This window comes from Streptomyces sp. NPDC053542, assembly GCF_044544685.1.
Taxonomy (GTDB): domain Bacteria; phylum Actinomycetota; class Actinomycetes; order Streptomycetales; family Streptomycetaceae; genus Streptomyces.
On sequence record NZ_JBITXL010000008.1, the window covers coordinates 392,426 to 414,781 of the forward strand.

General features: G+C 71.7%; 19 protein-coding genes. 14 read left to right on the forward strand and 5 right to left on the reverse strand.

Features of this window, described 5'->3' with window-relative positions:
* Positions 1-12: 12 nt before the first annotated feature.
* Genes ACIGXO_RS24420 through ACIGXO_RS24430 form a run of 3 tightly spaced genes read right to left on the reverse strand, consistent with a single transcriptional unit; the run spans position 13 to position 3,535 of the window.
* Positions 13-1,146 (reverse strand): acyltransferase family protein, encoded by a 1,134-nt coding sequence (locus ACIGXO_RS24420; protein WP_399790544.1) that lies wholly within the window; start codon positions 1,144-1,146, stop codon positions 13-15.
* Positions 1,143-2,558 carry a polysialyltransferase family glycosyltransferase gene (locus ACIGXO_RS24425; protein ID WP_399790548.1) on the reverse strand — a complete coding sequence of 472 codons (1,416 nt, stop codon included), beginning with the start codon at positions 2,556-2,558 and terminating at the stop codon, positions 1,143-1,145. Before ACIGXO_RS24425 ends, ACIGXO_RS24420 begins: the two co-directional genes overlap by 4 nt.
* On the reverse strand, positions 2,558-3,535 hold the full coding sequence (locus ACIGXO_RS24430; protein WP_399790551.1) for a glycosyltransferase family 2 protein: 978 nt from the start codon (positions 3,533-3,535) through the stop codon (positions 2,558-2,560). Before ACIGXO_RS24430 ends, ACIGXO_RS24425 begins: the two co-directional genes overlap by 1 nt.
* Before the next feature lie 187 nt (positions 3,536-3,722).
* Between ACIGXO_RS24430 and ACIGXO_RS24435 the strand changes: the two genes are divergently transcribed.
* The 11 genes from ACIGXO_RS24435 (at position 3,723) to ACIGXO_RS24485 (ending at position 17,005) form a co-directional block, all read left to right on the forward strand.
* Positions 3,723-5,042: a DUF6716 putative glycosyltransferase gene (locus tag ACIGXO_RS24435; protein WP_399790554.1), complete on the forward strand. Its 1,320-nt coding sequence runs from the start codon at positions 3,723-3,725 to the stop codon at positions 5,040-5,042.
* Between the two features lie 35 nt (positions 5,043-5,077).
* Entirely contained in the window at positions 5,078-6,349 is a 1,272-nt protein-coding gene (locus ACIGXO_RS24440) for a cytidylyltransferase domain-containing protein (RefSeq protein WP_399790557.1), read from the forward strand.
* 55 nt (positions 6,350-6,404) lie between these two features.
* Positions 6,405-7,343, forward strand: a complete 939-nt coding sequence (locus ACIGXO_RS24445; protein ID WP_399790559.1) for an N-acetylneuraminate synthase family protein — start codon at positions 6,405-6,407, stop codon at positions 7,341-7,343.
* Positions 7,344-7,564: 221 nt separating this feature from the next.
* On the forward strand, positions 7,565-8,605 hold the full coding sequence (locus ACIGXO_RS24450; RefSeq protein WP_399790562.1) for a hypothetical protein: 1,041 nt from the start codon (positions 7,565-7,567) through the stop codon (positions 8,603-8,605).
* 196 nt (positions 8,606-8,801) lie between these two features.
* Positions 8,802-10,040: an amidohydrolase gene (locus ACIGXO_RS24455; protein ID WP_399790662.1), complete on the forward strand. Its 1,239-nt coding sequence runs from the start codon at positions 8,802-8,804 to the stop codon at positions 10,038-10,040.
* 132 nt (positions 10,041-10,172) lie between these two features.
* The gene (locus ACIGXO_RS24460) at positions 10,173-11,207 is read left to right on the forward strand and encodes a BMP family protein (RefSeq protein WP_399790565.1); all 1,035 of its coding nucleotides are present in this window, start codon (positions 10,173-10,175) and stop codon (positions 11,205-11,207) included.
* A gap of 15 nt (positions 11,208-11,222) precedes the next feature.
* Positions 11,223-12,893, forward strand: coding sequence for an ABC transporter ATP-binding protein (locus tag ACIGXO_RS24465; RefSeq protein ID WP_399790567.1), 1,671 nt, complete (start codon positions 11,223-11,225; stop codon positions 12,891-12,893).
* Positions 12,890-13,996 (forward strand): ABC transporter permease, encoded by a 1,107-nt coding sequence (locus ACIGXO_RS24470; protein WP_399790570.1) that lies wholly within the window; start codon positions 12,890-12,892, stop codon positions 13,994-13,996. The genes ACIGXO_RS24465 and ACIGXO_RS24470 overlap by 4 nt, the downstream gene beginning before the upstream one ends.
* Positions 13,993-15,288: an ABC transporter permease gene (locus ACIGXO_RS24475; RefSeq protein WP_399790573.1), complete on the forward strand. Its 1,296-nt coding sequence runs from the start codon at positions 13,993-13,995 to the stop codon at positions 15,286-15,288. Before ACIGXO_RS24470 ends, ACIGXO_RS24475 begins: the two co-directional genes overlap by 4 nt.
* 79 nt (positions 15,289-15,367) lie before the next feature.
* On the forward strand, positions 15,368-15,712 hold the full coding sequence (locus ACIGXO_RS24480) for a cytidine deaminase (RefSeq protein WP_399790665.1): 345 nt from the start codon (positions 15,368-15,370) through the stop codon (positions 15,710-15,712).
* A 15-nt stretch (positions 15,713-15,727) separates the two neighbouring features.
* Positions 15,728-17,005 (forward strand): thymidine phosphorylase, encoded by a 1,278-nt coding sequence (locus tag ACIGXO_RS24485; RefSeq protein WP_399790576.1) that lies wholly within the window; start codon positions 15,728-15,730, stop codon positions 17,003-17,005.
* A gap of 94 nt (positions 17,006-17,099) precedes the next feature.
* Here the strand turns inward: ACIGXO_RS24485 and ACIGXO_RS24490 are convergent, their stop codons facing one another.
* A complete protein-coding gene (locus ACIGXO_RS24490) occupies positions 17,100-18,419 on the reverse strand; it encodes an MFS transporter (RefSeq protein ID WP_399790579.1) in 1,320 nt (439 codons plus the stop codon).
* Positions 18,420-18,481: 62 nt separating this feature from the next.
* Here ACIGXO_RS24490 and ACIGXO_RS24495 point away from each other — a divergent pair, with 62 nt between their 5' ends.
* The gene (locus tag ACIGXO_RS24495; protein ID WP_399790582.1) at positions 18,482-19,447 is read left to right on the forward strand and encodes a LysR substrate-binding domain-containing protein; all 966 of its coding nucleotides are present in this window, start codon (positions 18,482-18,484) and stop codon (positions 19,445-19,447) included.
* 239 nt (positions 19,448-19,686) lie between these two features.
* Here ACIGXO_RS24495 and ACIGXO_RS24500 read toward each other — a convergent pair whose 3' ends face one another.
* Positions 19,687-20,457: an alpha/beta hydrolase gene (locus ACIGXO_RS24500; RefSeq protein WP_399790585.1), complete on the reverse strand. Its 771-nt coding sequence runs from the start codon at positions 20,455-20,457 to the stop codon at positions 19,687-19,689.
* Between the two features lie 143 nt (positions 20,458-20,600).
* Here ACIGXO_RS24500 and ACIGXO_RS24505 point away from each other — a divergent pair, with 143 nt between their 5' ends.
* Positions 20,601-21,737, forward strand: a complete 1,137-nt coding sequence (locus tag ACIGXO_RS24505) for an adenosine deaminase (protein WP_399790588.1) — start codon at positions 20,601-20,603, stop codon at positions 21,735-21,737.
* A 153-nt stretch (positions 21,738-21,890) separates the two neighbouring features.
* Positions 21,891-22,160, forward strand: a complete 270-nt coding sequence (locus ACIGXO_RS24510) for a hypothetical protein (protein WP_399790590.1) — start codon at positions 21,891-21,893, stop codon at positions 22,158-22,160.
* The last annotated feature ends 196 nt before the right edge of the window (positions 22,161-22,356 follow it).

Sequence of the window (22,356 nt, forward strand, 5' to 3'; positions counted from 1 at the left end):
CCCGGTTCCCGCTCACCCCATGAGGGATCGTTTCAGCCGTGGTGTCAGGGGGCGTTCCACGAAGCGGTAGAGGCACCAGGCCAGGGCCAGCATCAGGGCCAGGACCAGGGGGAAGGTGGCCGCGGAGGGGAGGCCGAGGGTCTGGTGGAAGAGGTGTACGGCTACCCAGCCCAGGTGTTCGTGTATCAGGTAGAAGGGGTACGTCAGGGCGCCCGCGACGGTCAGCCAGCGCCAGTTCGCCCAGCGGAGTTTGCCCAGGGCGATAGCCCCGACCAGGAGGTAGCCGAGGGTGATGACGGCGACGATGCCGAGCGAGGGGCGGTAGGAGAAGGCGTCGGGCATGTCCGCCGGGTGCCAGAGGCGGGAGACCGCGTAGTGCTGACCGAGCAGCCAGCTGACGGCGACGATCGCCCAGCCGGCGGTGTCCCGGCTGCCGTAGCGGTGGATCAGGTAGAAGCCGATGCCGCCGATGAAGAACGGCGCGTACTCGGGCATCAGGACGATGTCGAGGACGGAGTTGTCCGCCGCCTCGGCGATCACCGCGGCCAGGGTCCAGCCGGCGCAGAAGAGGGCGACGCGGCCGCGGGTGGCGCCGGGGAGGACGACGCAGAGGGCGAAGAGCGCGTAGAAGCGCATCTCGGCCCAGAGCGTCCAGCAGACGCCGAGGACGCGGTCCACGCCCAGCGGCATCTGGAGCATCGTGAGGTTGGTCAGCGCGTCGGTGGGGGAGACCGCCTCGTACGCCACCCAGGGGAGCGCGAAGACGACCGTCACGAGGATGACCGCGGCCCAGTAGGCGGGGAAGAGGCGGGAGACGCGCGAGGCGAAGAAGGCTCTCAACGGCCGTCCCCAGCCGCTCATGCAGATGACGAAGCCGCTGATGAGGAAGAAGATCTGGACGCCGAGGCAGCCGTACGCGAAGAAGCCCGACGCGGTCGGGAACTGGTACGCGGGCGAGCTGCCCCAGGCGTCGCCGATCTCGCCGTCCCGGCCGCCGTAGTGGTATGCGGCGACCATGAGGGCGGCGAGCAGGCGCAGTCCGTCCAGGGCGCGGAGCCGGGTGGGGCCGGCGCCGCGCGTGGGGACGACAGGTACAGGCGCTCCCGTGGTGCGGGGGAGCGTGGGGGGAGCCGGTGCGGTCGTCATCCGAACGCGGCCCGCTTCTTGAGCTTGCGCTGCACGGAGCGGGCCTGCCTGGCGACCCGGCGGACCGTGGGGTTGCGCGGGATGAACGCGAGCTGGACCGGCACGCCGCCGGGCAGCGCCAGCGCGGTGAGCCGGCGGCGCTTGAAGTAGCGCCAGGTCGACTCGTCCAGGTGGGCGGAGAGGTAACGCTCGGCGGCCGGGCGCAGGTCCGGGTAGATCTGGTGCTGCATCGCGTAGCCGACCGCCTTGACCAGGCCGGTCAGATCGCGGGCCACCTCGCTCTCGGTGGGCGGCGTCCAGCGGGCCACCGCGGTCGCGTCGGTCAGCGGCGGCAGCAGCGCGTCGACGATGGTGACCGGCACGCGGTTGCTGTTCTGGTACGGCGCGAGGCGCTCCAGCAGCAGGTCCGTGCCGATGCGCGCGGCCGGCAGCCCGTAGAACGCGGTGGCGGTCAGCAGCGCGGTGGAGAAGCAGCCGACGACCAGCGCGGGCTTGAGGCGCTGGTACAGCACCTCGGCGAGCTGCGGCGTGTCCAGCACGGTCAGCTCGGCGCCCAGCCGCTCCGCCTCCTCCTCCAGGATGCGCGACCAGCGCGCGGGCGCGGTCGGGTGCGGCTTGAAGACCACCTGACGGTGGCCCAGGTCCACGGCCCCGCGCAGCATTTGGACGTGCAGCTCCTCCTCTTCCTCGGGGGTGAGGATGGAGAGCGCGGAGAGGTACTGGCCCAGCAGCAGGGCGCCGCCCCCGGCCGGTACCGCCGCGGCGTCGCCCCGCTCCGACCCCTCGGCGAACTCGGCCAGTTCGGCGAGGACGGCCAGGAACGGCTCGGTCGGCACGGTCTCGGCGGGCACCCCGAACTCGGTGAGCAGGAGCGGCTTCAGGCCGGGCACCAGGTCCAGGTGGAGCAGCCGCCGGATGCGGGTGCCGACCAGCGGGTCGAGCTTGGAGCGGGTGGGGCCGTAGCTCATCAGGCCGTCGGCGTAGACCTCGACCGGCGCGCCCTGGAAGATCTGACAGAGCGCCAGGGCCGGGTTGACCTGGATGGATTCGACGATCAGCTCGACGGGGGAGTTGCCGAGGTCCCACAGGAGGCGGAGATGGCGCTCCCACAGGGGCGCGTCGTCGCCGCGCGGGGACCAGCCGCCGGGGTGGAACGGGGAGATCGTCTCGTTCCAGGACCGTACCTCGTCGAAGCGGGCGCGCAGCCGCTCGAAGCCCGGCATCCCGTCCAGTGCCGGGGTGGTCTCGGGGCACGCCGCGTTATTGCTGACCAGCAGGATCCGGCGGCCGGCCGGCTCGAAGCGGTCGGCGTCCAGGGCGGCGGCCAGCGTGGCGGCGCCGTACAGCGTGGACGCGAAGAAGATCTGCGTACGCGGCCCGGCGGGCAGCGGGGAGAATCCGGCGGCGGACATCAGGCGGCCACCTCCGCCGGGACCGGCTTGCGGCGGAGCCGACGCAGCCGCGAAGCGCGCTGTACATCCATGGAATCGAGGGCTTCCTTCAATACGTCCTGCGGCATTCGCTTCAATGCCGCGGCACTCATCGAACGCAATTTACGGGCCACCTGCGGCTCAAAGCGTTCGATCGAACCGAGGTGGTGGGAAATGATCGCGCAATACGTCCGGACCGCCTTCGGCAGCAGCACGGCGGCGTCCCGGTCCTTGGCCGTCTCATCGATGACCTGGTCGAATGCGCGAATGAAGTCCAGCTGGCGGACGTCGCCGATCTGGGTCAGCGAGGAGGCCACGCCGCGGCGGTAGAACACGCCCAGCATCCCGAGCACCGCCATCGACTTCGCCTCGCGGTGCAGCCGCCAGATCCACGGCCGGTCCTCGGCCGTGCGCAGTCCGTGACGGAAGTGCAGCAGCCCGTCGTCCAGCAGCCGCCGGTGGTACATCCCGGCCCAGGCGAACGCGTAGTCCACCGACGTGGAGCGGTCCGCGGGCAGGATCAGCTCGCGCGGGTCCAGGACGACGTTGCGGCGGCCGTACGGCACCCGGTGCACGGAGCGTGCCCGCGCGGTGCACTGCACGTGATCGGTGCGGACGAAATCGCAGCCGAGGGATTCGATGGCGCCGAGGAGTTCCTGGTAATAACCGGGCGCCAGCCAGTCGTCCCCGTCCAGAAAGGTGATGTATTCACCGCGGGCGGCGTCCAGCCCGGTGTTCCGGGCGGTGGCCAGGCCGCCGTTCTGCTCGTGCCGCAGCAGCCGGGCGCCCGGGAGCTCGCGCTCGGCGCGCTCCAGAATCTGCGGCGTCCCGTCGCGCGAGCAGTCGTCGACGAGCAGGAATTCGAAGTCGTCACGGGCATTGGCCGCAAGACTTCTCAGGGTGTCGGGCGCGTATGTCTGCACGTTGTAGAACGGCACGATGACGGAGAGCTTAACCACTCAGGAGACGTTAGGGGCGGCTCCGGCATTCGTCTTTGCCGTATGGGGGCGCTTGGGTGAACGAAGAATGGCGGAATGGTTAACCGCCCTTTCCGGCCTGCCGGTTCGCCGTTCGTCGACGTGCTGTTAACCGTTTGTTGCGCCCTGGTTGGCCCGCGAATCGAAATGCCTTCCTAGCGTCTTCGACGTGCCATCACGTACACCTTCTCAGCCGCGGGTCGCGGTGCTCGCCGACTCGGACACCCGGTGGAAATGGGGCGCCCTCACGGCGCACCGTCTCCAGCCCGGCTGCCGGCTCGACGGCTTTCTGCTCCGCGGCCGCGCCACGCCCACGGTCCGCCAGCTCGACGAGGTCGGGGCCCGGGCGGACGCGCTGCGCGAGATCCGCGGGGTCGACTTCGTACGGTCCATCGACCGTACTGGCTACGACGTGGTCCTGCTGTCCTGCGTGGGCGGCGCGGTGCAGGCGATGCTGCACGGCCTGGCCCGCGCCTGGGAGGGCAGCGCCCGCCGCCCCGTCGTCGTCACCGGCTACGTCGGCGTGGTCTACGAGAAGCTCGCCGACGGGCTGCTGCTGCGGCACGGCGCCGACGTGGTGCTCGCCAACTCCCGGCACGACGCGGACCGCTTCCGCGCGGTCTACCGGGGAGTGAACGCGGACGAGCGCAGCGTCGTGGAGTGCGCGCTGCCCTTCCTGGGCGGCGCGCGCCACGAAGGCGGCGGCGAGGTACGCACCGTCGTCTTCGCCGTCCAGCCCTCCGTGCCGGACAACCGCAACGACCGCGCCTACCTGCTGCGCCGCGCCGCCGAGCACGCCCGCCGGCACCCCGGCCGCGAGGTGCTGATCAAGCTCCGCAGCAAGCCGGGCGAGCACACCACGCACATCGAGGAACTGCCGTACCAGAAGCTCGCGGCGCGCATCCCCGGCGGACTGCCCGCCAACTGCCGCCTGGTGTACGGGAACATGGGCGAGGTCCTGGACCGCACCGACCTGATGGTCACGGTCTCCTCGACCGCCGCCCTGGAGTCCCTGCACCGCGGCGTCCCCACCGCCGTCCTCACCGACCTCGGCATCCGCGAGGCGCTGGGCAACCACCACTTCCTCGGCTCCGGCTGCCTGGCCTCCTGGGACGAGCTGGACGCCGGGTACCTGCCCGAGCCGGACCCGGAGTGGCTGGCCCGCCAGGGCGTCTGTGCCGACGGTACGTACGAGAACGCCTTCGACGCGGCCCGCGCCCGCGTCACCGAGCTGCTCGACGCCGACGCGCTGCCGCCGCTCGCCCCGTACTACACGCCCCGTACGGCCCCCGGCTACCTGCCCGGGATCCTCGCCCGGCACGGCCTGGACGCGAAGGGCGAGCCGCTGCCCGGCTACACGGCCGAGGCCGACGAGCCGACCGGGCTGCGCCGGATGGCCCGCGACACCGTCCGCGAGGCGGCGCGCGGCGCCTACCGGCACGGCGTCCAGCGCGTCGCCCCCGCCATCCGCCGCTGGGGCCAGCTGTGAACCCCCCCTCTACCGGTCTCCGGAAGGAGCCTGAGATGCCGCAGACCGACCGGCCCACCGTGGTGGCCGTCATCCCCGCCAGAGGCGGATCGAAGGGCGTGCCCGCCAAGAACCTGGCCGCCGTCGGCGGCGTGCCGCTGGTCGCCCGCGCCGTCCGCGAGTGCCTGGCGTCCCGCCTGATCACCGATGTCGTGGTCTCCACCGACGACGACGCGATCGCCGCGACGGCGCGCGGCGCGGGCGCCGTGATCGTCCGCCGCCCCGGCACCATCGCCGGCGACACCGCCACCAGCGAGGCCGCCGTCCTGCATGCCATGGACGCGTACGAGACCGAGCACGGCAGCGCTGTCGACGCGGTCCTCCTCGTCCAGTGCACCAGCCCCTTCCTCACCCGCGAGGACATCGACGGCGTCGCCTCCGCGGTCGTCGAGCAGGGCGCCGACTCCGCGCTGACCGTCGCCCCCTTCCACGGCTTCGTGTGGCGGGACGCGGCGGACGACGCGGACGCCGCGGCCAGGACCACCGGCACCCGCAGCGCCGAGGGCGGCGAGACGGCCGTGACCACCGTCGGGACCGAGGAGGGCGGCTACGGCGTCAACCACGACAAGTCCTTCCGGCCGCGCCGCCAGGACCGCCCCCAGGACCTCCTGGAGACCGGCGCCGCGTACGCCATGGACGCGGCCGGCTTCCGCACCGCGGGCCACCGCTTCTTCGGCCGTACCGAACTCGTGCGCACCGACCCGGCCCGCGTGCTGGAGGTCGACGACCCGCACGACCTGGCGCGCGCCCGCGCCCTCGCGCCCCTGCTGGACGGCCCGCGGCCGGGCGCCCTGCCGACCCGCGAGGACATCGACGCGGTCGTCATCGACTTCGACGGCACCCAGACCGACGACAGGGTGCTGATCGACTCCGACGGACGGGAGATCGTCGCCGTGCACCGCGGCGACGGCCTGGGCATCGCCGCTCTGCGCAAGGCGGAGCTGCAGATGCTCATCCTGTCCACGGAACAGAACCCGGTCGTCGCCGCCCGGGCCAGGAAGCTCAAGATCCCGGTCCTGCACGGCATCGACCGCAAGGACCTCGCCCTCAAGCAGTGGTGCGAGGAACAGGGCATCGCGCCGGAGCGCGTGCTCTACGTCGGCAACGACGTCAACGACCTCCCGTGCTTCGGCCTCGTCGGCTGGCCCGTGGCGGTCTCCAGTGCACACGACGTCGTGCGTGGCGCTGCACGCGCCGTCACCTCGACTCCCGGAGGAAACGGCGCGATCCGCGAGATCGCCTCGTGGATCCTCGGCCCGTCTCTCTGAGCCGCACCCACCCACGTAGCCCAGAGAACCCCTAATGAAGAAGGAACTCTCCAAGATGACCAGCAACAACCGCGTTCGCACCATCGGTGACCGCCTCGTCGGCCCCGGCCACCCCGTCTACGTCACCGGTGAAATCGGCATCAACCACAACGGCGACCTGGAGAACGCGTTCGCGCTGATCGACGCCGCCGCGGACGCCGGCTGCGACGCCGTGAAGTTCCAGAAGCGCACCCCCGAGGTCTGCACCCCGCGCGACCAGTGGGAGATCGAGCGCGACACCCCCTGGGGCCGGATGACCTACATCGACTACCGCCACCGCGTGGAGTTCGACGAGGACGGCTACCGCGCGATCGCGGACTACTGCAAGAAGCGCAACATCCACTGGTTCGCCTCCCCGTGGGACGTCGAGTCGGTCGCCTTCCTGGAGAAGTTCGAGGTCCCGGCCTACAAGGTCGCCTCCGCCTCGCTGACCGACGACGAGCTGCTGAAGGCCATGCGCGCCACCGGCCGTACGGTCATCCTCTCCACCGGCATGTCCACCCCGAAGCAGATCCGCCACGCGGTCGAGGTCCTGGGCAGCGACAACATCCTGCTCTGCCACGCCACCAGCACCTACCCGGCCAAGGCCGAGGAGCTGAACCTGCGGATGATCAACACCCTGCAGGACGAGTACCCGAACGTCCCGATCGGCTACTCCGGCCACGAGACCGGCCTGCAGACCACCCTCGCCGCCGTCGCCCTCGGCGCCACCTTCGTCGAGCGCCACATCACCCTGGACCGCGCCATGTGGGGCTCGGACCAGGCGGCCTCCGTCGAGCCGGGCGGCCTGACCCGCCTGGTCCGCGACATCCGCACCATCGAGGAGTCCCTCGGTGACGGCGTCAAGAAGGTGTACGAGAGCGAGCTCGGCCCGATGAAGAAGCTCCGCCGCGTCGCGGGCGTCGTCGCCGAGGCCGAGGCCGCCGAGGCCGACCGCGAGCCGGTCTCGGTCTGAGCAGAAGGCACGACGACACCGTGAGCGCAGCAGACGGGGCCCAGCGCCCTGTTACCGCGGCCGGACGTGGGGGTCCGGCCGCGGGGACGGCCGGGCGTGGAGGCCCGGCCGCGGGGACGGCCGGGCGCCCTGTCTCCCGTGGGAAGGCCGGCCGGCCCGGGAGGGCGTCCCGGCGGAACTCGGACGCCGCCGGGTCGACCCTCGCCTTCGTCGAGAGCCCTGTGCAGCTGCTCAACGTCCTGGAATGGGCGTACGGAGCGCAGACTACGCAGGCCATGGAGGCCGGTGCGCTCACCGTCGTCGTGCTCTCCCCGCACGACCCGATGACCCGCGGCCAGCTGCGCCGGATGGCGGAGCTGGCCCGGGACGAGGGCTGCACGGTCCGCTGGGAGGAGGCGCGCGGCGGCGCGGCCGCCCCCCTGCGGACCATCGGGGGCCTCGCCCCGCTGCTGCGCCGCGCCCGCCGCATCGTCATCGGCGACCCGTTCTCGCGCTACGTCCAGCTGCTGCTGACGCTGGCCCGGGCCCGGGACCTCGTCGTGGTCGACGACGGCACCGCGACCATGGAGTTCATCTCCCAGCTGGCGCGTGGCGAGCGGCTGGTGCGCTGGCACCGCAGCGGCGGCAGCCGGGGTGCGCGCGACCTCGTTTTCGCGCCGTTCTCCGCCACCGCACGCCGCCGGCTCACCCCCGTACCGGACAGCGACCGCCGTACGGGCAGCCGTACCGTCGGAGTTTTCTCCTCGATGCCCGTCGAACCCCCGCCGGGCGTGACGGTCACCGCCAACGACTTCGCCTGGACCCGGGCCCGCTTCGGCCCGCCCAGACTCACCCGCGGCACCGACATCGTCGGCACCTCCCTCGTGGAGACCGGCGTCGTCGACCCGGACCACTACCTCACGGCCGTCCGCGCCCTGGCCCGTACGCACGGCGCCACCCGCTACTTCGCGCACCGCAGGGAGAGCGCCGAGAAGCTGCACGCGCTGGAGGCCGTCACCGGCCTGGAGATCGTCCGGCCCGACCTGCCGCTCGAACTGATCGCCCGGCGCGGCCCGATCGGCCGCACGATCCTCAGCTTCCCGTCCACCGTGGTGCACACCCTGCCGCTCGCACTCGTCGGCACGGGAGTGAAGGTCGCGGTGTGCGACGTGGACCCGGCCTGGCTCACCACCAAGGCGTCCCCGCGCGCGCAGGGATTCCTCTCCGGCGTCACCGGCACCGCCCGTGACGTGCAGCGACTCACCTACGCCGGGAACTTCTGAAGAGCTGCCGACGGGCCTGACGGACACGGCCGGGGTTTGGGTTTCGCCGATACGTGAAACCCTTCGTCATACCCCCTCGATGACCTGTCCATGCGCCGGGCGGCCTAGATTGTCTTCCCCTAACGGGCTGAACTTTTGTTGATCGACGGACAGTTGCCCCGCTCGGCCCCGTAACCTTCAGCGGGTGAACCAACTGATGTCCCGCGGACCCGAAGCCGATGCCAGCCCTGTACACGGTTCCCTGCCCGGAGCGCTCACCGAGGAGTTGCGCGCCGAACTCATCGCCTTCCGGCGGGACTTGCACATGCACCCGGAGCTGGGAAACCAGGAGTTCCGGACCACGGCGGCGCTCCGGGCGCGGCTGGAGAAGGCCGGCCTCGCGCCGCGGGTGCTGGACACCGGTACGGGGCTGATCTGCGACATCGGCAGGGACCCCGGTACGACACCGGCCGCCGGGCGCCCCATGCTCGCGCTGCGGGCCGACATCGACGCGCTGCCCATCCCGGACACCAAGGCCGTCGACTACCGCTCCACGGTGCCCGACCGCGCCCACGCCTGCGGCCACGACGTGCACACCACCGTCGTGCTCGGCGCCGGGCTGGTACTGGCCGACCTCGCGGCCCAGGGCCTGCTGCCGGGGCCGGTACGGCTGCTGTTCCAGCCCGCGGAAGAGGTGCTGCCCGGCGGCGCCACCGACGCGATCGACTGCGGCGTCCTGGAGGGTGTCGGCCGCATCCTCGCGGTGCACTGCGACCCGAAGGTCGAGGTGGGTCGGATCGGGCTGCGGACCGGAGCGATCACCTCCGCCTGCGACCGGCTGGAGGTCGCCCTGGAGGGCCCCGGCGGCCACACGGCCCGCCCGCACCTGACCACCGACCTGGTCACCGCCGCGGCCCGGGTCGCCGTCGACGTGCCCTCGCTGATCGCCCGCCGGGTCGACGCCCGCGCCGGGCTCGCCGTGACCTGGGGCCGCCTGGAGACGGGGCACGCGTGCAACGTCATCCCGCAGCGCGCCGAGCTGTCCGGCACGGTCCGCTGCCTGGACCTGGAAGCCTGGCGGCAGGCGCCGGACCTGGTCTACGCCGCGATCGACGAGATCGCCACGCTGCACCGCGCCAAGTCCCAGATCACGTACGTGCGCGGGGTCCCGCCGGTGGTGAACGAGCCGATGACCACCTCGCTGCTGCAGAACGCCATGGCGGCCCGCCGCGGCCCCGAGTCGGTCGAGGACACCGAGCAGTCCCTCGGCGGCGAGGACTTCTCCTGGTACCTGGAGAAGGTGCCGGGCGCGATGGCGCGGCTGGGCGTGAAGCCGGTCGGCGACCCGACCGGACGCGACCTGCACCAGGGCGATTTCGACGTGGACGAGGAGGCGATCAGGGTGGGCGTGGAGCTGTTCACCGCCGCCGCGCTGCTCGACCGCAACGCGCTGTAGACGCAGCCGTCGGCCGCGCTTCGCGACGATCCGATAACGGCTTCCAGACACCCCTTTATCTGGCATCTACGCGCGTTACGATGCGGCGGAATCAGCGCCGTAGGAGGCGCTACGAGCCGAAGGGGACCCCTCGTGCGCCGGGTAACCAAGATCGCTGCCGCGGGCATAGCCTCCGCGGCTCTCGCTCTCTCGCTCACCGCCTGCGGTGAATCCTCCACGGAGGCCGCCGGCAAGGACAAGGGCGTCGGCCTCGCCTTCGACGTCGGCGGCCGGGACGACCACTCGTTCAACGAGGCGGCCGCCCGCGGCACCGACAAGGCCGTCAAGGAACTGGGCGTGAAGTCCAAGCTGATGACCGCCAAGAACGGCGAGACGGAGGCCGACCGCGAGCAGCGGCTCACCTCCCTCGCCGAGGCCGGCTTCAACCCCGTCATCGGCGTCGGCTTCAACTACGGCAACTCCGTCAACAAGGTCGCGAAGAAGTTCCCCAAGACCACCTTCGCGGTGGTGGACTCCGCGTCCACCGCGAAGAACGTCTACGGCATCAACTTCTCCGAGAACGAGGGCTCCTACCTCGCCGGCGTCGCCGCGGCCCTGAAGACCAAGACCAAGAAGGTCGGCTTCATCGGCGGCGTGAACAACGCGCTGATCCAGAAGTTCCAGGCCGGCTTCGAGCAGGGCGTCAAGGACACCGACCCCAAGGTCAAGGTGACCTCGCAGTACCTCTACGCCAACGACGACAAGGGCTTCAACGACCCGGCGGCCGCCAAGGGCAAGGCCAAGGGCATGCTGGATGACGGCAAGGACGTCATCTACACCGCGGCCGGCCAGTCCGGCGCCGGCTCGATCGAGATGGTCGCCGCCAAGAAGGGCGCCTGGGCCATCGGCGTGGACTCCGACCAGTACGCGCAGCCGGGCCTGGCCAAGTACAAGGACCACATCCTGACCTCCGTCGTGAAGAACGTCGACGTGGCGGTCTACGACGTGATCAAGAGCGTCGAGGACGGCAAGCCGCTGCACGGCACCGTCCACCTCACGCTGAAGCAGGACGGCGTCAGCCTGGCCACCTCCGGTGGCTACATCGACGACCTCAAGGACGAGCTGGACGCGGCGAAGAAGCGGATCGTCGACGGCAAGGTCAAGGTCGCCGAGAACCCCGCCAAGTAAGAGCTCCACGAGCCTGTGTCCGAGGGCGGGGCCCTGCTCCGCCCCGCCCTCGCTCCTTCTCTCCGAGGAGAGTGCGCCATCACAGCGTCCAGCAGCACCACGGCAGAGCGCGCCCCCGCCGCGGCCCCTGCCGTCGAACTCCGCGGCATCACCAAGCGGTTCCCCGGCGTCGTCGCCAACCACGACATCGGCATCACCGTCCGGCGCGGCACCGTGCACGCCCTGGTCGGGGAGAACGGCGCGGGCAAGTCCACCCTGATGAAGATCCTCTACGGCATGCAGAAGCCGGACGAGGGCACCATCGCGATCGACGGCGAGCAGGTGAGCTTCGCGAGCCCCGCCGACGCCATCGCCCGCGGCATCGGCATGGTGCACCAGCACTTCATGCTCGCCGACAACCTCACCGTCCTGGAGAACATCGTCCTGGGCGCCGAGAAGCTGCACGGCATCGGCGCGGCGGCCCGCGCGGCCGTCCTGGCGGTCTCCGACCGGTACGGGCTGAACGTCCGCCCCGACGTCCTGGTCGAGGACCTGGGCGTCGCCGACCGGCAGCGCGTGGAGATCCTCAAGGTCCTCTACCGCGGCGCCCGTACGCTCATCCTCGACGAGCCGACGGCCGTGCTGGTCCCGCAGGAGGTCGACGCGCTCTTCGACAACCTGCGCGAGCTCAAGGCCGAGGGCCTCACCGTCCTCTTCATCTCGCACAAGCTGGGCGAAGTGCTCTCCGTCGCCGACGACATCACCGTCATCCGGCGCGGCACGACCGTCGCCTCGGTGGTGCCGGGGGAGACCACCCCCAAGCAGCTGGCCGAGCTGATGGTCGGCAGCGAACTGCCCTCCCCGGAGACCCGTGAGTCCACCGTCACCGACACCCCGATGCTGACGGTCGACGGGCTGCACCTGAGCGCCACCGACCCCGACGGCGCCGTACGCGCGGTCCTGGACGGCATCGGCTTCACCATCCACAAGGGCGAAGTCCTGGGCATCGCGGGCGTGGAGGGCAACGGCCAGGCAGAGCTGGTCGAGGCCATCATGGGCATGCGGGACCCGGACGGCGGCACCATCACCCTGGACGGCGCGGACATCAGCCACGCGCCCACCCGCAAGCGGCGCGAGGACGGCATCGGTTACGTCCCCGAGGACCGGCACCGGCACGGCCTGCTGCTGGAGGCCCCGCTCTGGGAGAACCGCATCCTCGGCCATGTCACCGAGAAGCCCAACTCCAAGGGCCGGCTGCTGGACCTGAAGGCGGCGCGCACCGACACCGAGCGGATCGTCGCCGCGTACGACGTCCGCACCCCCGGCATCGAGGTCACCGCGGCCTCGCTCTCCGGCGGCAACCAGCAGAAGCTGATCGTCGGCCGCGAGATGAGCCACCACCCCAAGCTGCTGATCGCGGCGCACCCCACGCGCGGCGTGGACGTCGGCGCGCAGGCGCAGATCTGGGACCAGATCCGCGAGGCCCGCCGCGAGGGCCTGGCCGTACTGCTGATCTCCGCGGACCTGGACGAGCTGATCGGCCTGTCCGACACCCTGCGGGTGATGTACCGCGGCCGGCTGGTCGCGGACGCGGACCCCGCCACGATCACCCCCGAGGAGTTGGGCTCGGCCATGACCGGCGCCGCCAGCGGCCACCTGGAGCACGTCGAGGACGGCACGGACACCGGGGGAGGTGTGGCGGAATGAAGCGAATCGACCGTACGAAGCTGACGCTGGGCATCGCGGCCCCGCTCCTCGCCATCGTCGCCGCCCTGGTCATCACCTCGGTGATCATCCTGGCCACCGGCAAGGACCCGCTGCACGCCTACGCCGTGATGGCGGACTTCGGCTCCAAGAGCGACAGCCAGGTCTGGATCATCAACAAGGCCGTCCCGTACTACCTCTCCGCGCTGGCCGTGGCCATCGGCTTCCGGATGAACCTCTTCAACATCGGCGTGGACGGCCAGTACCGCATCGCGGCCTTCTTCGCCGCGGTCGTCGGCGGCGCGCTCACCCTCCCCGGCTTCCTCCAGATCCCGCTGATCATCATCGTGGCGATGCTGGTCGGCTCGGTCTGGGCGGGCATCGCGGGCGTACTGAAGACCACCCGCGGGGTCAGCGAGGTCATCACGACCATCATGCTGAACTCCATCGCGGCCGCCGTGATCGGCTACTTCCTCCAGGAAGGCCGGCTCGCGGTCAAGGACGGCAACCTCTTCCACACCCCGGACCTGCCGGCCTCCAGCCACTTCTTCACCATCCCGACCCAGCCGGACCCGCTCGACGGCTTCCTCGTCGTCGCGGCCGTCGTCGGCATCGCGTACTGGTTCGTGCTCGGCCGCACCCGCTTCGGGTTCGACCTCCGCACGGTCGGCCGCTCGGAGTCCGCCGCGCAGGCCGGCGGCGTCAGCGTCAAGCGCATGGTCATCACCTCCATGCTGCTGTCCGGCGCGGCGGCGGGCCTGATCGGCATGCCGACCCTGCTCGGCGTCTCGTACAACTACGGCACCGACTTCCCCGTCGGCATCGGCTTCACCGGCATCGCCATCGCGCTGCTCGGCCGCAACCACCCCCTCGGCATGGCCGCCGGCGCGCTGCTGTGGGGCTTCCTGGAACGCACCGGCACCCAGCTGGAGTTCGAGGACTACGAGCAGGAGATCGTCGGCGTGATGCAGGGCGTCATCGTGCTGTGCGTGGTCATCGCCTACGAAGTCGTACGCCGCTACGGCCTGCGGATCCAGCAGCGCAAGGTCGGCGAGGAACTCGCCGCGCAGGCCCGCAAGACCGACAAGGCGGAGGTGTCCGCGTGAGCCAGAACCTCACGGCCCCGGTCGCGAAGGACCCCGGCGGCAAGGGCGGCAGGCTCGCCGCCGCCCGCACGAAGCTGACCTACCCCAAGGTCCTCCTGATCATCGCGGGCGCCCTCGTCCTGCTCTCCCTCCTGCGCGTCGTCACCGGCGCGACCGACCTCACCGGCTCCGGCCAGTACACCGCGGCCCTCAACGCCGCCGTGCCCATCGGCCTCGCGGGCCTCGGCGGCCTGTGGGCCGAGCGCTCCGGCGTCATCAACATCGGCCTCGAAGGCATGATGATGCTCGGCGCGTTCTCCGCCGGCTTCGTCGGCTGGCAGTACGGACCCTGGGCGGCGGCGCTGGCCGGCGTCCTCGGCGGCGCGCTCGGCGGCCTCATCCACGCCATCGCCACCGTCACCTTCGGCGTCGACCACATCATCTCCGGCGTCGCCGTCAACATCATGGCGCTCGGCCTGACCCAGTTCCTGGCCAAGCTGTGGTTCGGCGCCGAGGGCAGCGCGGCGGCCCAGGCGGGCGGCAACGACAAGCAGTCCCCGCCGATGGACGACATGCCGACCTTCACGGTCCCCGGCCTCTCCGACTGGCTGCTGTCCCTCGAGAAGCACCACTGGTTCCTCGTCTCCGACCTGGCCGGCATCCTCGGCTCGCTGGTCACGAACGTCTCCTGGCTCGCCGTACTGGCCGCGGCCGTCTTCGCGCTCAGCTTCTTCGTCCTGTGGCGCTCGTCCTTCGGACTGCGCCTGCGGTCCTGCGGCGAGAGCCCGGTCGCCGCCGAGTCGCTGGGCGTCAACGTCTACACGTACAAGTACGCGGCGGTGGTCGTCTCCGGCGCGCTGGCCGGCCTCGGCGGCGCGTTCCTCGCCATCTACGTGCACATCTACCAGGACGGCCAGACCGGCGGCCGCGGCTACATCGGCCTCGCCACCATGATCTTCGGCAACTGGCGGCCCGGCGGCGTCGCCATGGGCGCGGGCCTCTTCGGCTTCATGGACGCCTTCCAGCTGCGCGGCGGCGGCACCACCGTGCACGCGCTGCTCCTCCTGCTCGCGGTGCTGCTGGTCGGCCTCGCGGTCTGGAAGCTGCGCGGCGGCCACCGCGTCCAGGGCATCGCCAGCATCGCCGTCGCGGCCCTGCTCGGCCTCTGGTACGCCACGACCGACACGGTCCCGCTGGAAATCGTCTCCGTGGCGCCGTACATCGCTACGCTGCTGGTCCTGTCGCTGGCCGCACAGCGGCTGCGAGCACCGAAAGCCATCGGCAAGGCGTACCGAAGGGGCCAGGGCAAGTGACCGACGTACGGCGAGGGGGCTCGCGCACGTGACCGAAGCTCCCGACTGGGAGAAGCTGCGCGAACGGGCCCGGGACGCGATGTCCCGGGCCTACGCGCCCTACTCCGGCTATCCCGTCGGTGCGGCGGCCCTCGTGGCCGACGGCCGCACCGTCACCGGCTGCAACGTGGAGAACGCCTCCTACGGACTCGGCCTGTGCGCCGAATGCGGCCTGGTCTCCGAGCTGTTCGCGACCGGCGGCGGCCGGCTCACCGCGTTCGCGTGCGTGGACCGGTACGGCAAGGTCCTGATCCCCTGCGGCCGCTGCCGCCAGCTGCTGTACGAGCACGGCGGCCCGGACCTCTTGATCGACACGGAATCCGGCATCCGCCCCCTGAACGACCTCCTCCCGGACGCCTTCGGCCCGGAACACCTGTCCCGCTGACCACAAGGAGTGCCGATGGACGCCATCTCCGTCATCCGCGCCAAGCGCGACCGCGCCGAGCTGACCGACGAGCAGATCGACTGGGTCATCGACGCGTACACCCGCGGCGAGGTCGCCGACGAGCAGATGTCGTCCCTCGCCATGGCGATCCTCCTCAACGGCATGAACCGCAAGGAGATCGCCCGCTGGACCGCCGCGATGATCGATTCCGGCGAACGGATGGACTTCTCCGCCCTCTCCCGCCCCACCGCCGACAAGCACTCCACCGGCGGCGTCGGCGACAAGATCACCCTCCCGCTGGCCCCCCTGGTCGCCGCCTGCGGCGCCGCCGTACCCCAGCTCTCCGGCCGCGGCCTCGGCCACACCGGCGGCACCCTGGACAAGCTCGAAGCCGTCCCCGGCTGGCGCGCCGACCTCACCAACGCCGAGATGCTGGACGTCCTGGGCTCCGTCGGATCGGTCATCTGCGCGGCGGGCGCCGGCCTCGCCCCCGCCGACAAAAAGCTCTACGCCCTCCGCGACGTCACCGGCACCGTCGAGTCGATCCCCCTGATCGCCTCCTCGATCATGTCCAAGAAGATCGCCGAAGGCACCGGCTCCCTCGTCCTCGACGTCAAGGTCGGCTCCGGCGCCTTCATGAAGAACCTCGACGACGCCCGCGAACTGGCCGCCACGATGGTCGAACTGGGCACGGACCACGGCGTACGCACCACCGCCCTCCTCACCAACATGGCCACCCCCCTCGGCCTCACCGCGGGCAACGCCCTCGAAGTACGCGAATCCGTCGAGGTCCTGGCCGGCGGCGGCCCCGCCGACGTCGTCGAACTCACCCTCGCGCTCGCCCGCGAGATGCTCGACGCCGCGGGCCTGGGCGACGCCGACCCCGCCAAGGCGCTCGCCGACGGCTCCGCGATGGACCACTGGCGCCGCATGATCCAGGCCCAGGGCGGCGACCCCGACGCGCCCCTCCCCGTGGCCCGCGAACAGCACACCGTCAACGCCTCCTCCTCCGGCGTCCTCACCACCCTCGACGCCTACGCCGTCGGCCTCGCCGCCTGGCGCCTGGGCGCCGGCCGCGCCCGCAAGGAGGACCCGGTACAGCCCGGCGCCGGCATCGAACTCCACGCCAAGCCCGGTGACGAGGTGCGGGCGGGCGAGCCCTTGCTCACCCTGCACACCGACACCCCGGAGAAGTTCGCACCGGCCATCGAGGCCCTGGACGGCGGAGTGCTGATCGCCCCCGCGGACACGCCCTTCACCCCGGACCCGATCGTGCTCGACCGGATCGCCTGACCTGCGGCTTCCCTTTCCGGGAAAGACGAAGGGGCCGTCCCGCCAGGACAGGTGGCGGAGCGGCCCCTTCGGGCTTGTGAGGGCAGTCGGCCGCCTACGCGGCCTTCTGCATGTGGAGGACGCGCTGTTCCGCGACCGCCTTGCGGGTGGCGTACAGGGTGACCGACGCCGCCGCGACCATGGCCAGGAGGCCGAGGGCGACCGTGGCGGGCCAGCCGCCGGCGTGGAACGCGGCCGCGCCGAGCGCGCCGCCCACGCTGGAGCCGACGTAGTACGCGCTCTGGTACAGCGCCGACGCCTGCGCGCGGGCCGTCTTCGCCGTGCGGCTGACCGCCGAGGACGCCACCGCGTGGCCCGCGAAGAAGCCGGCGGTGATCAGTACCAGGCCGAGGACGACCAGGATCAGCACGTCCGCGAGGGACAGCAGCAGACCCGCGGCCGTGGTGCCCACGGCCAGGTACAGCGCCCCGCGCCGCCCCAGCCGGCCGACCAGCCGCCCGGCCGCGGCCGAGGAGACCGTGCCGACGAGGTACACCAGGAAGACCGAGCCCGCGATGCCCTGCGGCAGCGAGAACGGCTCGCCGACGAGGCGGTAACCGATCACCGTGTACACCGCGCCGAAGACCGTCATGAAGAGCGCGCCGATCGCGTACAGACGGCACAGCAGCGGGTCGGAGAGGTGCCCGAGGATCGTCCTGCCGAGCGCCTTCGGGCCGACCGCCTTCGGTACGAAGTGCCGCGCCTTCGGCACCAGCACCCGGAACGCCACCGCGCACACCACGGCCATCACACCGACCGCGGCGAGCCCGGCCCGCCAGCCCCATGCCTGCGCGACCCAGCCGGTCACGATCCGGCCCGACATGCCGCCGATGCTGTTGCCCGCGACGAACAGACCCACCGCGGCGACCAGCGCCTTGGCCCGTACCTCCTCCGCGAGGAAGGCCATCGCCGAGGCCGGGACGCCGGCCAGCGCCACGCCCTGGAGACCGCGCAGCGCGATCAGCGCCCCGAGGGAGGGCGCGAACGGCACGAGCATCGCGATCACGGCGGCGACGCTCAGCGAGACGGTCATCATCGTGCGGCGGCCGAACCGCTCGGAGCAGGCGCTCAGCGGCAGCACCGCGAGCGCGAGACCGAAGGTCGCCGCCGACACGGTCCAGCTGGCCTGGTCCGGCGTCACCCCGAGGTCGTCGGAGATGGCGGGCAGCAGCGCCTGCGTGGAGTACAGGAGGGCGAAGGTCGAGATGCCGGACGCGAAGAGGGCGAAGCTCATCCGGCGGTAGCCGGGGCCCCCGGGCCGCAGCTTGCCGGCCTCGGGGTCGGCAGCGGTGGCGGCGGAATCGGCAATGGTGGACGACAGGGCAGAGGCGTCCGCGCGGGTGCCGGCGGACGCCCTGGTATCAGCAGGAGGCATGACTCGAACGTACGGCCACAGGTTTCATGCGTCCAATGCATAGAAACGCGATAATCGATGCCATGCGGCATGATCACAGCTCACAGCGGCCCCTGTTGCAGCTTCGCAACAGAAAAGACATCCCCGATTCGTCCTGGGCACTGGCCCTGGCGCCCCGCCTCGCCCAGTTCGAGGCGGTGGCGAGGCACGAACACGTGACGCGCGCCGCCTACGAGCTGGGCATGCCACAGCCCACCCTCAGCCGCGCGATCGTCCGCCTGGAGGAGGAGCTGGGCGTCGCGCTCTTCGCCCGGCACGGCCGCACGCTCTCCCTCAGCCCGGCGGGCCGCGCCTTCCTCGGCTCCGTCGAACGCGCCCTCACCGACATCGAACGGGCCGCGGAGGCCGTACGCGCCGACGCCGACCCGGCCGGCGGCAAGGTCGCCTTCGGCTTCCTGCACACCCTCGGCTCCGAGACCGTACCGGGCCTGATCCGGTCCTTCCGCGCCGACCACCCCCAGGTCCGCTTCCAGCTGATCCAGGGCTTCGGCGAGGCCATGCTGGACCGGCTGCGCGCGGGCGACCTGGACCTCTGCCTGACCTCACCGGTCCCCGACGCGCCCGAGCTCGTCGCCCGCCGCCTGGACGAACAGAAGCTGCGCCTGGTCGTCCCCGACGACCACGCCCTCGCCACCCGCAAGCGCATCCGCCTCGCCGAGGCCGCCGACGAACTGTTCGTCACCCTCGAAGAGGGCTTCGGGCTGCGCCGCATCACCGACGCGCTGTGCGCCGAGGCGGGCTTCACCCCGAAGGTCGCCTTCGAGGGCGAGGAGGCCGAGACGCTGCGCGGCCTGGTCGCCGCGGGCCTGGGCGTCGCCCTGCTGCCGCCCCCGCCGGTCCCGCGCCCGGGCGTCGTCGAACTGACCGTCACCGCGCCACGCGCCGTCCGCGAGATCGGCGTCGCCTGGCTCGACGGCCACGTGGACACCCCACCGGTGGCCGCCTTCAAGAAGTTCCTGCTGAGCAGACGGGGGCAGTTGCTGCATTGACGGCAGTTGCTGCATTGAGGGCGGGGGAGCGGGGCGTGGGGAGCGGGGCGGGGGAGGGGCGGTGGGGTGGGACCGGCTCGCATGTTTCCTGGCAGGGCCCCTCCCTCTCCCCACGAGGAGCAGTCCCCCGGGAGCCCGGTGACGAGGCCCCTCCCCCACCTCCGCCACACTGCTCCCGAAGCTACCGCCACCCACTGACAATCCGGCCCGGGCCGGCTCGTCCCGTGGACCGGGCCGGCTCAGCCCCGCAGTGTCGCCCCGAAGCCCGCTGCCAAGGGCATGCGGAGGCCGAGGGGTGGGGGTGCGGCCATGGCGTCCTGGACGGGGCGGGAGTAGGCGCGGTGGAAGAGGGAGCCGAGGACGAAGTCGGCGGCCAGGGAGCGGACTTCGGAGCGGTGCTGGTGGAGGCCGTGGCCGTCGGAGTGGACCTCGAAGCGGCAGGTGTCGCGGTTGATCTTCTTGGCGCGCTCGGCGTAGCGGTAGGACAGGTCCGGGTCGACGCGCTCGTCGTTGGTGCCGTGTACGAGCAGGACGCGGCGGCCGACGAGCTGTTTGACCGGGTCGGGCGGGGTGGCGGCCGGGCCGGCCGGGAGCCAGGGGGCGATGCCCAGCACGGAGTTGACCGCCGGGTGGCCGGCGGCGAGCAGCGCCGCGCGGGCGCCCGTGCCCGTACCGACCAGGCAGAGCGGGACGTCTCCGTACCGGCGGACGATCTCGGCCACCGCCCACTCCGCGTCCTGCGCGGGGTGCGCCGCGTCGCCGTTCCAGCCGCGGCAGCGGAAGTGCAGGACATGGGTGGTCAGCCCGTCCCTGCGGCCGGCCCGCGCCAGGCCCGCGGCCAGCGAGCGGGCCGTCAGCGTGGCCACCGGAGAGGTGCGCCCGGTGCCCGTCTCGCCGCCCTCGGGCAGTAAGAGGGCGACCGCGTTCACCGCGCCGCCCGCCGCTCCCGTACCCGCTCCCAGTCGTTTCCCCAGCCGGGCCGTGCGCCCGGACAACGATTGCCCATCCATGGGCAGAACGATGGCAGACCGGGGGTCGGTGGCCCACCCCGTGTACGGGTCACTGTTCCGTATCGGTAATGGGCCCGCCCGTTCCGCCGGGAAGCGGCCGAATCGCTAGTGCGTTCTACGCGCGTAGGGGCTACAGTGCCGCAATGACGAGCCAGACCAGCAATCTCCCGACCGCACAGCAGATCCGCCGCGCGCCGAAGGTGCTGCTCCACGATCACCTCGACGGCGGCCTGCGCCCCGCCACGATCGTCGAAATCGCCCGCGAGACCGGGTACGACGGCCTCCCCGAGACGGATCCCGAGAAGCTCGGCATCTGGTTCCGCGAGGCCGCCGACTCCGGCTCGCTGGAACGCTATCTGGAGACCTTCGCGCACACCTGCGCCGTCATGCAGACCCGCGACGCGCTGGTCAGGGTGGCCGCCGAGTGCGCCGAGGACCTGGCCGCCGACGGCGTCGTCTACGCCGAGATCCGGTACGCGCCCGAGCAGCACCTGGAGAAGGGGCTGACCCTCGAAGAGGTCGTCGAGGCGGTCAACGAGGGCTTCCGGGAGGGCGAGCGGCGGGCGCGGGCCAACGGTCACCGGATCCGCGTCGGCGCGCTGCTCACCGCGATGCGGCACGCGGCTCGCGCCCTGGAGATCGCCGAACTGGCCAACCGCTACCGCGACCTGGGCGTGGTCGGCTTCGACATCGCGGGCGCCGAGGCCGGCTACCCGCCCACCCGCCACCTGGACGCGTTCGAGTACCTCAAGCGCGAGAACAACCACTTCACGATCCACGCGGGCGAGGCGTTCGGCCTGCCGTCCATCTGGCAGGCGCTGCAGTGGTGCGGCGCCGACCGCCTCGGGCACGGCGTGCGGATCATCGACGACATCCAGGTCGACGACGACGGCACGGTGAAGCTGGGCCGGCTGGCGTCGTACGTGCGCGACAAGCGCATCCCGCTGGAGATGTGCCCGACCTCCAACCTCCAGACGGGCGCGGCCAGTTCGTACGCGGAGCACCCGATCGGGCTGCTGCGCCGGCTGCAGTTCCGGCTCACGGTCAATACGGACAATCGCTTGATGAGCGGCACGAGCATGTCGCGCGAATTCGAGCACCTGGTCAAGACGTTCCAGTACACGTTCGACGACATGCAGTGGTTCACCGTCAATGCCATGAAGTCGGCGTTCATTCCTTTCGATGAACGTCTGGCCATGATCAACGACGTGATCAAGCCCGGATACGCCGAACTGAAGTCGGAATGGCTCTTCCCGAAGGGCTCCGTGCGGTCCGTGTGAGCTGGGCGTCTTGACGCTGAGTGAGGTGCTGGGGCGGGGAGTTCGGGCGGTGCACCGAGGCGGCGAACCGGGCATGTGGGATGTTTGCGGCTTGGGCGATCATGTCTTTAGCGTCAAGTGCCGGACAAAACCCCGTCACGAGGACAAAAGTTGATGAAGCAGGGAACCGTCAAGATCATCGGTGCCGCGGCCCTCGGAGCGGCCTTCGCCGCCACCGCGGCCGGCACCGCCTCCGCCGCTTCTGTGACCGAGCCGGTCACCGGTGCCGCCAGCGGGCCGCTGCAGAGCCTCACCGGCCAGGCCGCGCCGTCCTCCGACGACGGCGGCAAGAGCACGACGAACGCCAAGGGGAACCTCCTCGGCGGGCTGCCGGCCGGCGGCGTCACCAAGGCCGTGGGCGGTGGCCTCCCCCTCGGCGGCTGAGGCGCCGCCACGCACCGCGCCCCGGCCCGTACGCATCCGTACGGGCCGGGGCGCGGCTCTGCCCGGGTACCGCGGCGGGGGGGCCCCCCCGGGGGGGGCCCCGCGGGCCCCCCGCGGGGGGGGGGGGTCGTGTCCGGCGGGGGGGCGCTACCCACCGCGCGGTGTGCGCGGGACAGGGGGGCGGGCCGCAGGCCCG

What these genes read in the sequence shown, in the direction of transcription:
- ACIGXO_RS24420 (WP_399790544.1), bottom strand. Translation starts at nt 1,146, where the DNA reads ATGACGACCGCACCGGCTCCCCCCACGCTCCCCCGCACCACGGGAGCG.
- ACIGXO_RS24425 (WP_399790548.1), bottom strand. Translation starts at nt 2,558, where the DNA reads ATGTCCGCCGCCGGATTCTCCCCGCTGCCCGCCGGGCCGCGTACGCAG.
- ACIGXO_RS24440 (WP_399790557.1), top strand. Translation starts at nt 5,078, where the DNA reads ATGCCGCAGACCGACCGGCCCACCGTGGTGGCCGTCATCCCCGCCAGA.
- ACIGXO_RS24445 (WP_399790559.1), top strand. Translation starts at nt 6,405, where the DNA reads ATGACCAGCAACAACCGCGTTCGCACCATCGGTGACCGCCTCGTCGGC.
- ACIGXO_RS24455 (WP_399790662.1), top strand. Translation starts at nt 8,802, where the DNA reads ATGTCCCGCGGACCCGAAGCCGATGCCAGCCCTGTACACGGTTCCCTG.
- ACIGXO_RS24470 (WP_399790570.1), top strand. Translation starts at nt 12,890, where the DNA reads ATGAAGCGAATCGACCGTACGAAGCTGACGCTGGGCATCGCGGCCCCG.
- ACIGXO_RS24480 (WP_399790665.1), top strand. Translation starts at nt 15,368, where the DNA reads ATGTCCCGGGCCTACGCGCCCTACTCCGGCTATCCCGTCGGTGCGGCG.
- ACIGXO_RS24485 (WP_399790576.1), top strand. Translation starts at nt 15,728, where the DNA reads ATGGACGCCATCTCCGTCATCCGCGCCAAGCGCGACCGCGCCGAGCTG.
- ACIGXO_RS24490 (WP_399790579.1), bottom strand. Translation starts at nt 18,419, where the DNA reads ATGCCTCCTGCTGATACCAGGGCGTCCGCCGGCACCCGCGCGGACGCC.
- ACIGXO_RS24495 (WP_399790582.1), top strand. Translation starts at nt 18,482, where the DNA reads ATGCGGCATGATCACAGCTCACAGCGGCCCCTGTTGCAGCTTCGCAAC.
- ACIGXO_RS24500 (WP_399790585.1), bottom strand. Translation starts at nt 20,457, where the DNA reads ATGGATGGGCAATCGTTGTCCGGGCGCACGGCCCGGCTGGGGAAACGA.
- ACIGXO_RS24505 (WP_399790588.1), top strand. Translation starts at nt 20,601, where the DNA reads ATGACGAGCCAGACCAGCAATCTCCCGACCGCACAGCAGATCCGCCGC.
- ACIGXO_RS24510 (WP_399790590.1), top strand. Translation starts at nt 21,891, where the DNA reads ATGAAGCAGGGAACCGTCAAGATCATCGGTGCCGCGGCCCTCGGAGCG.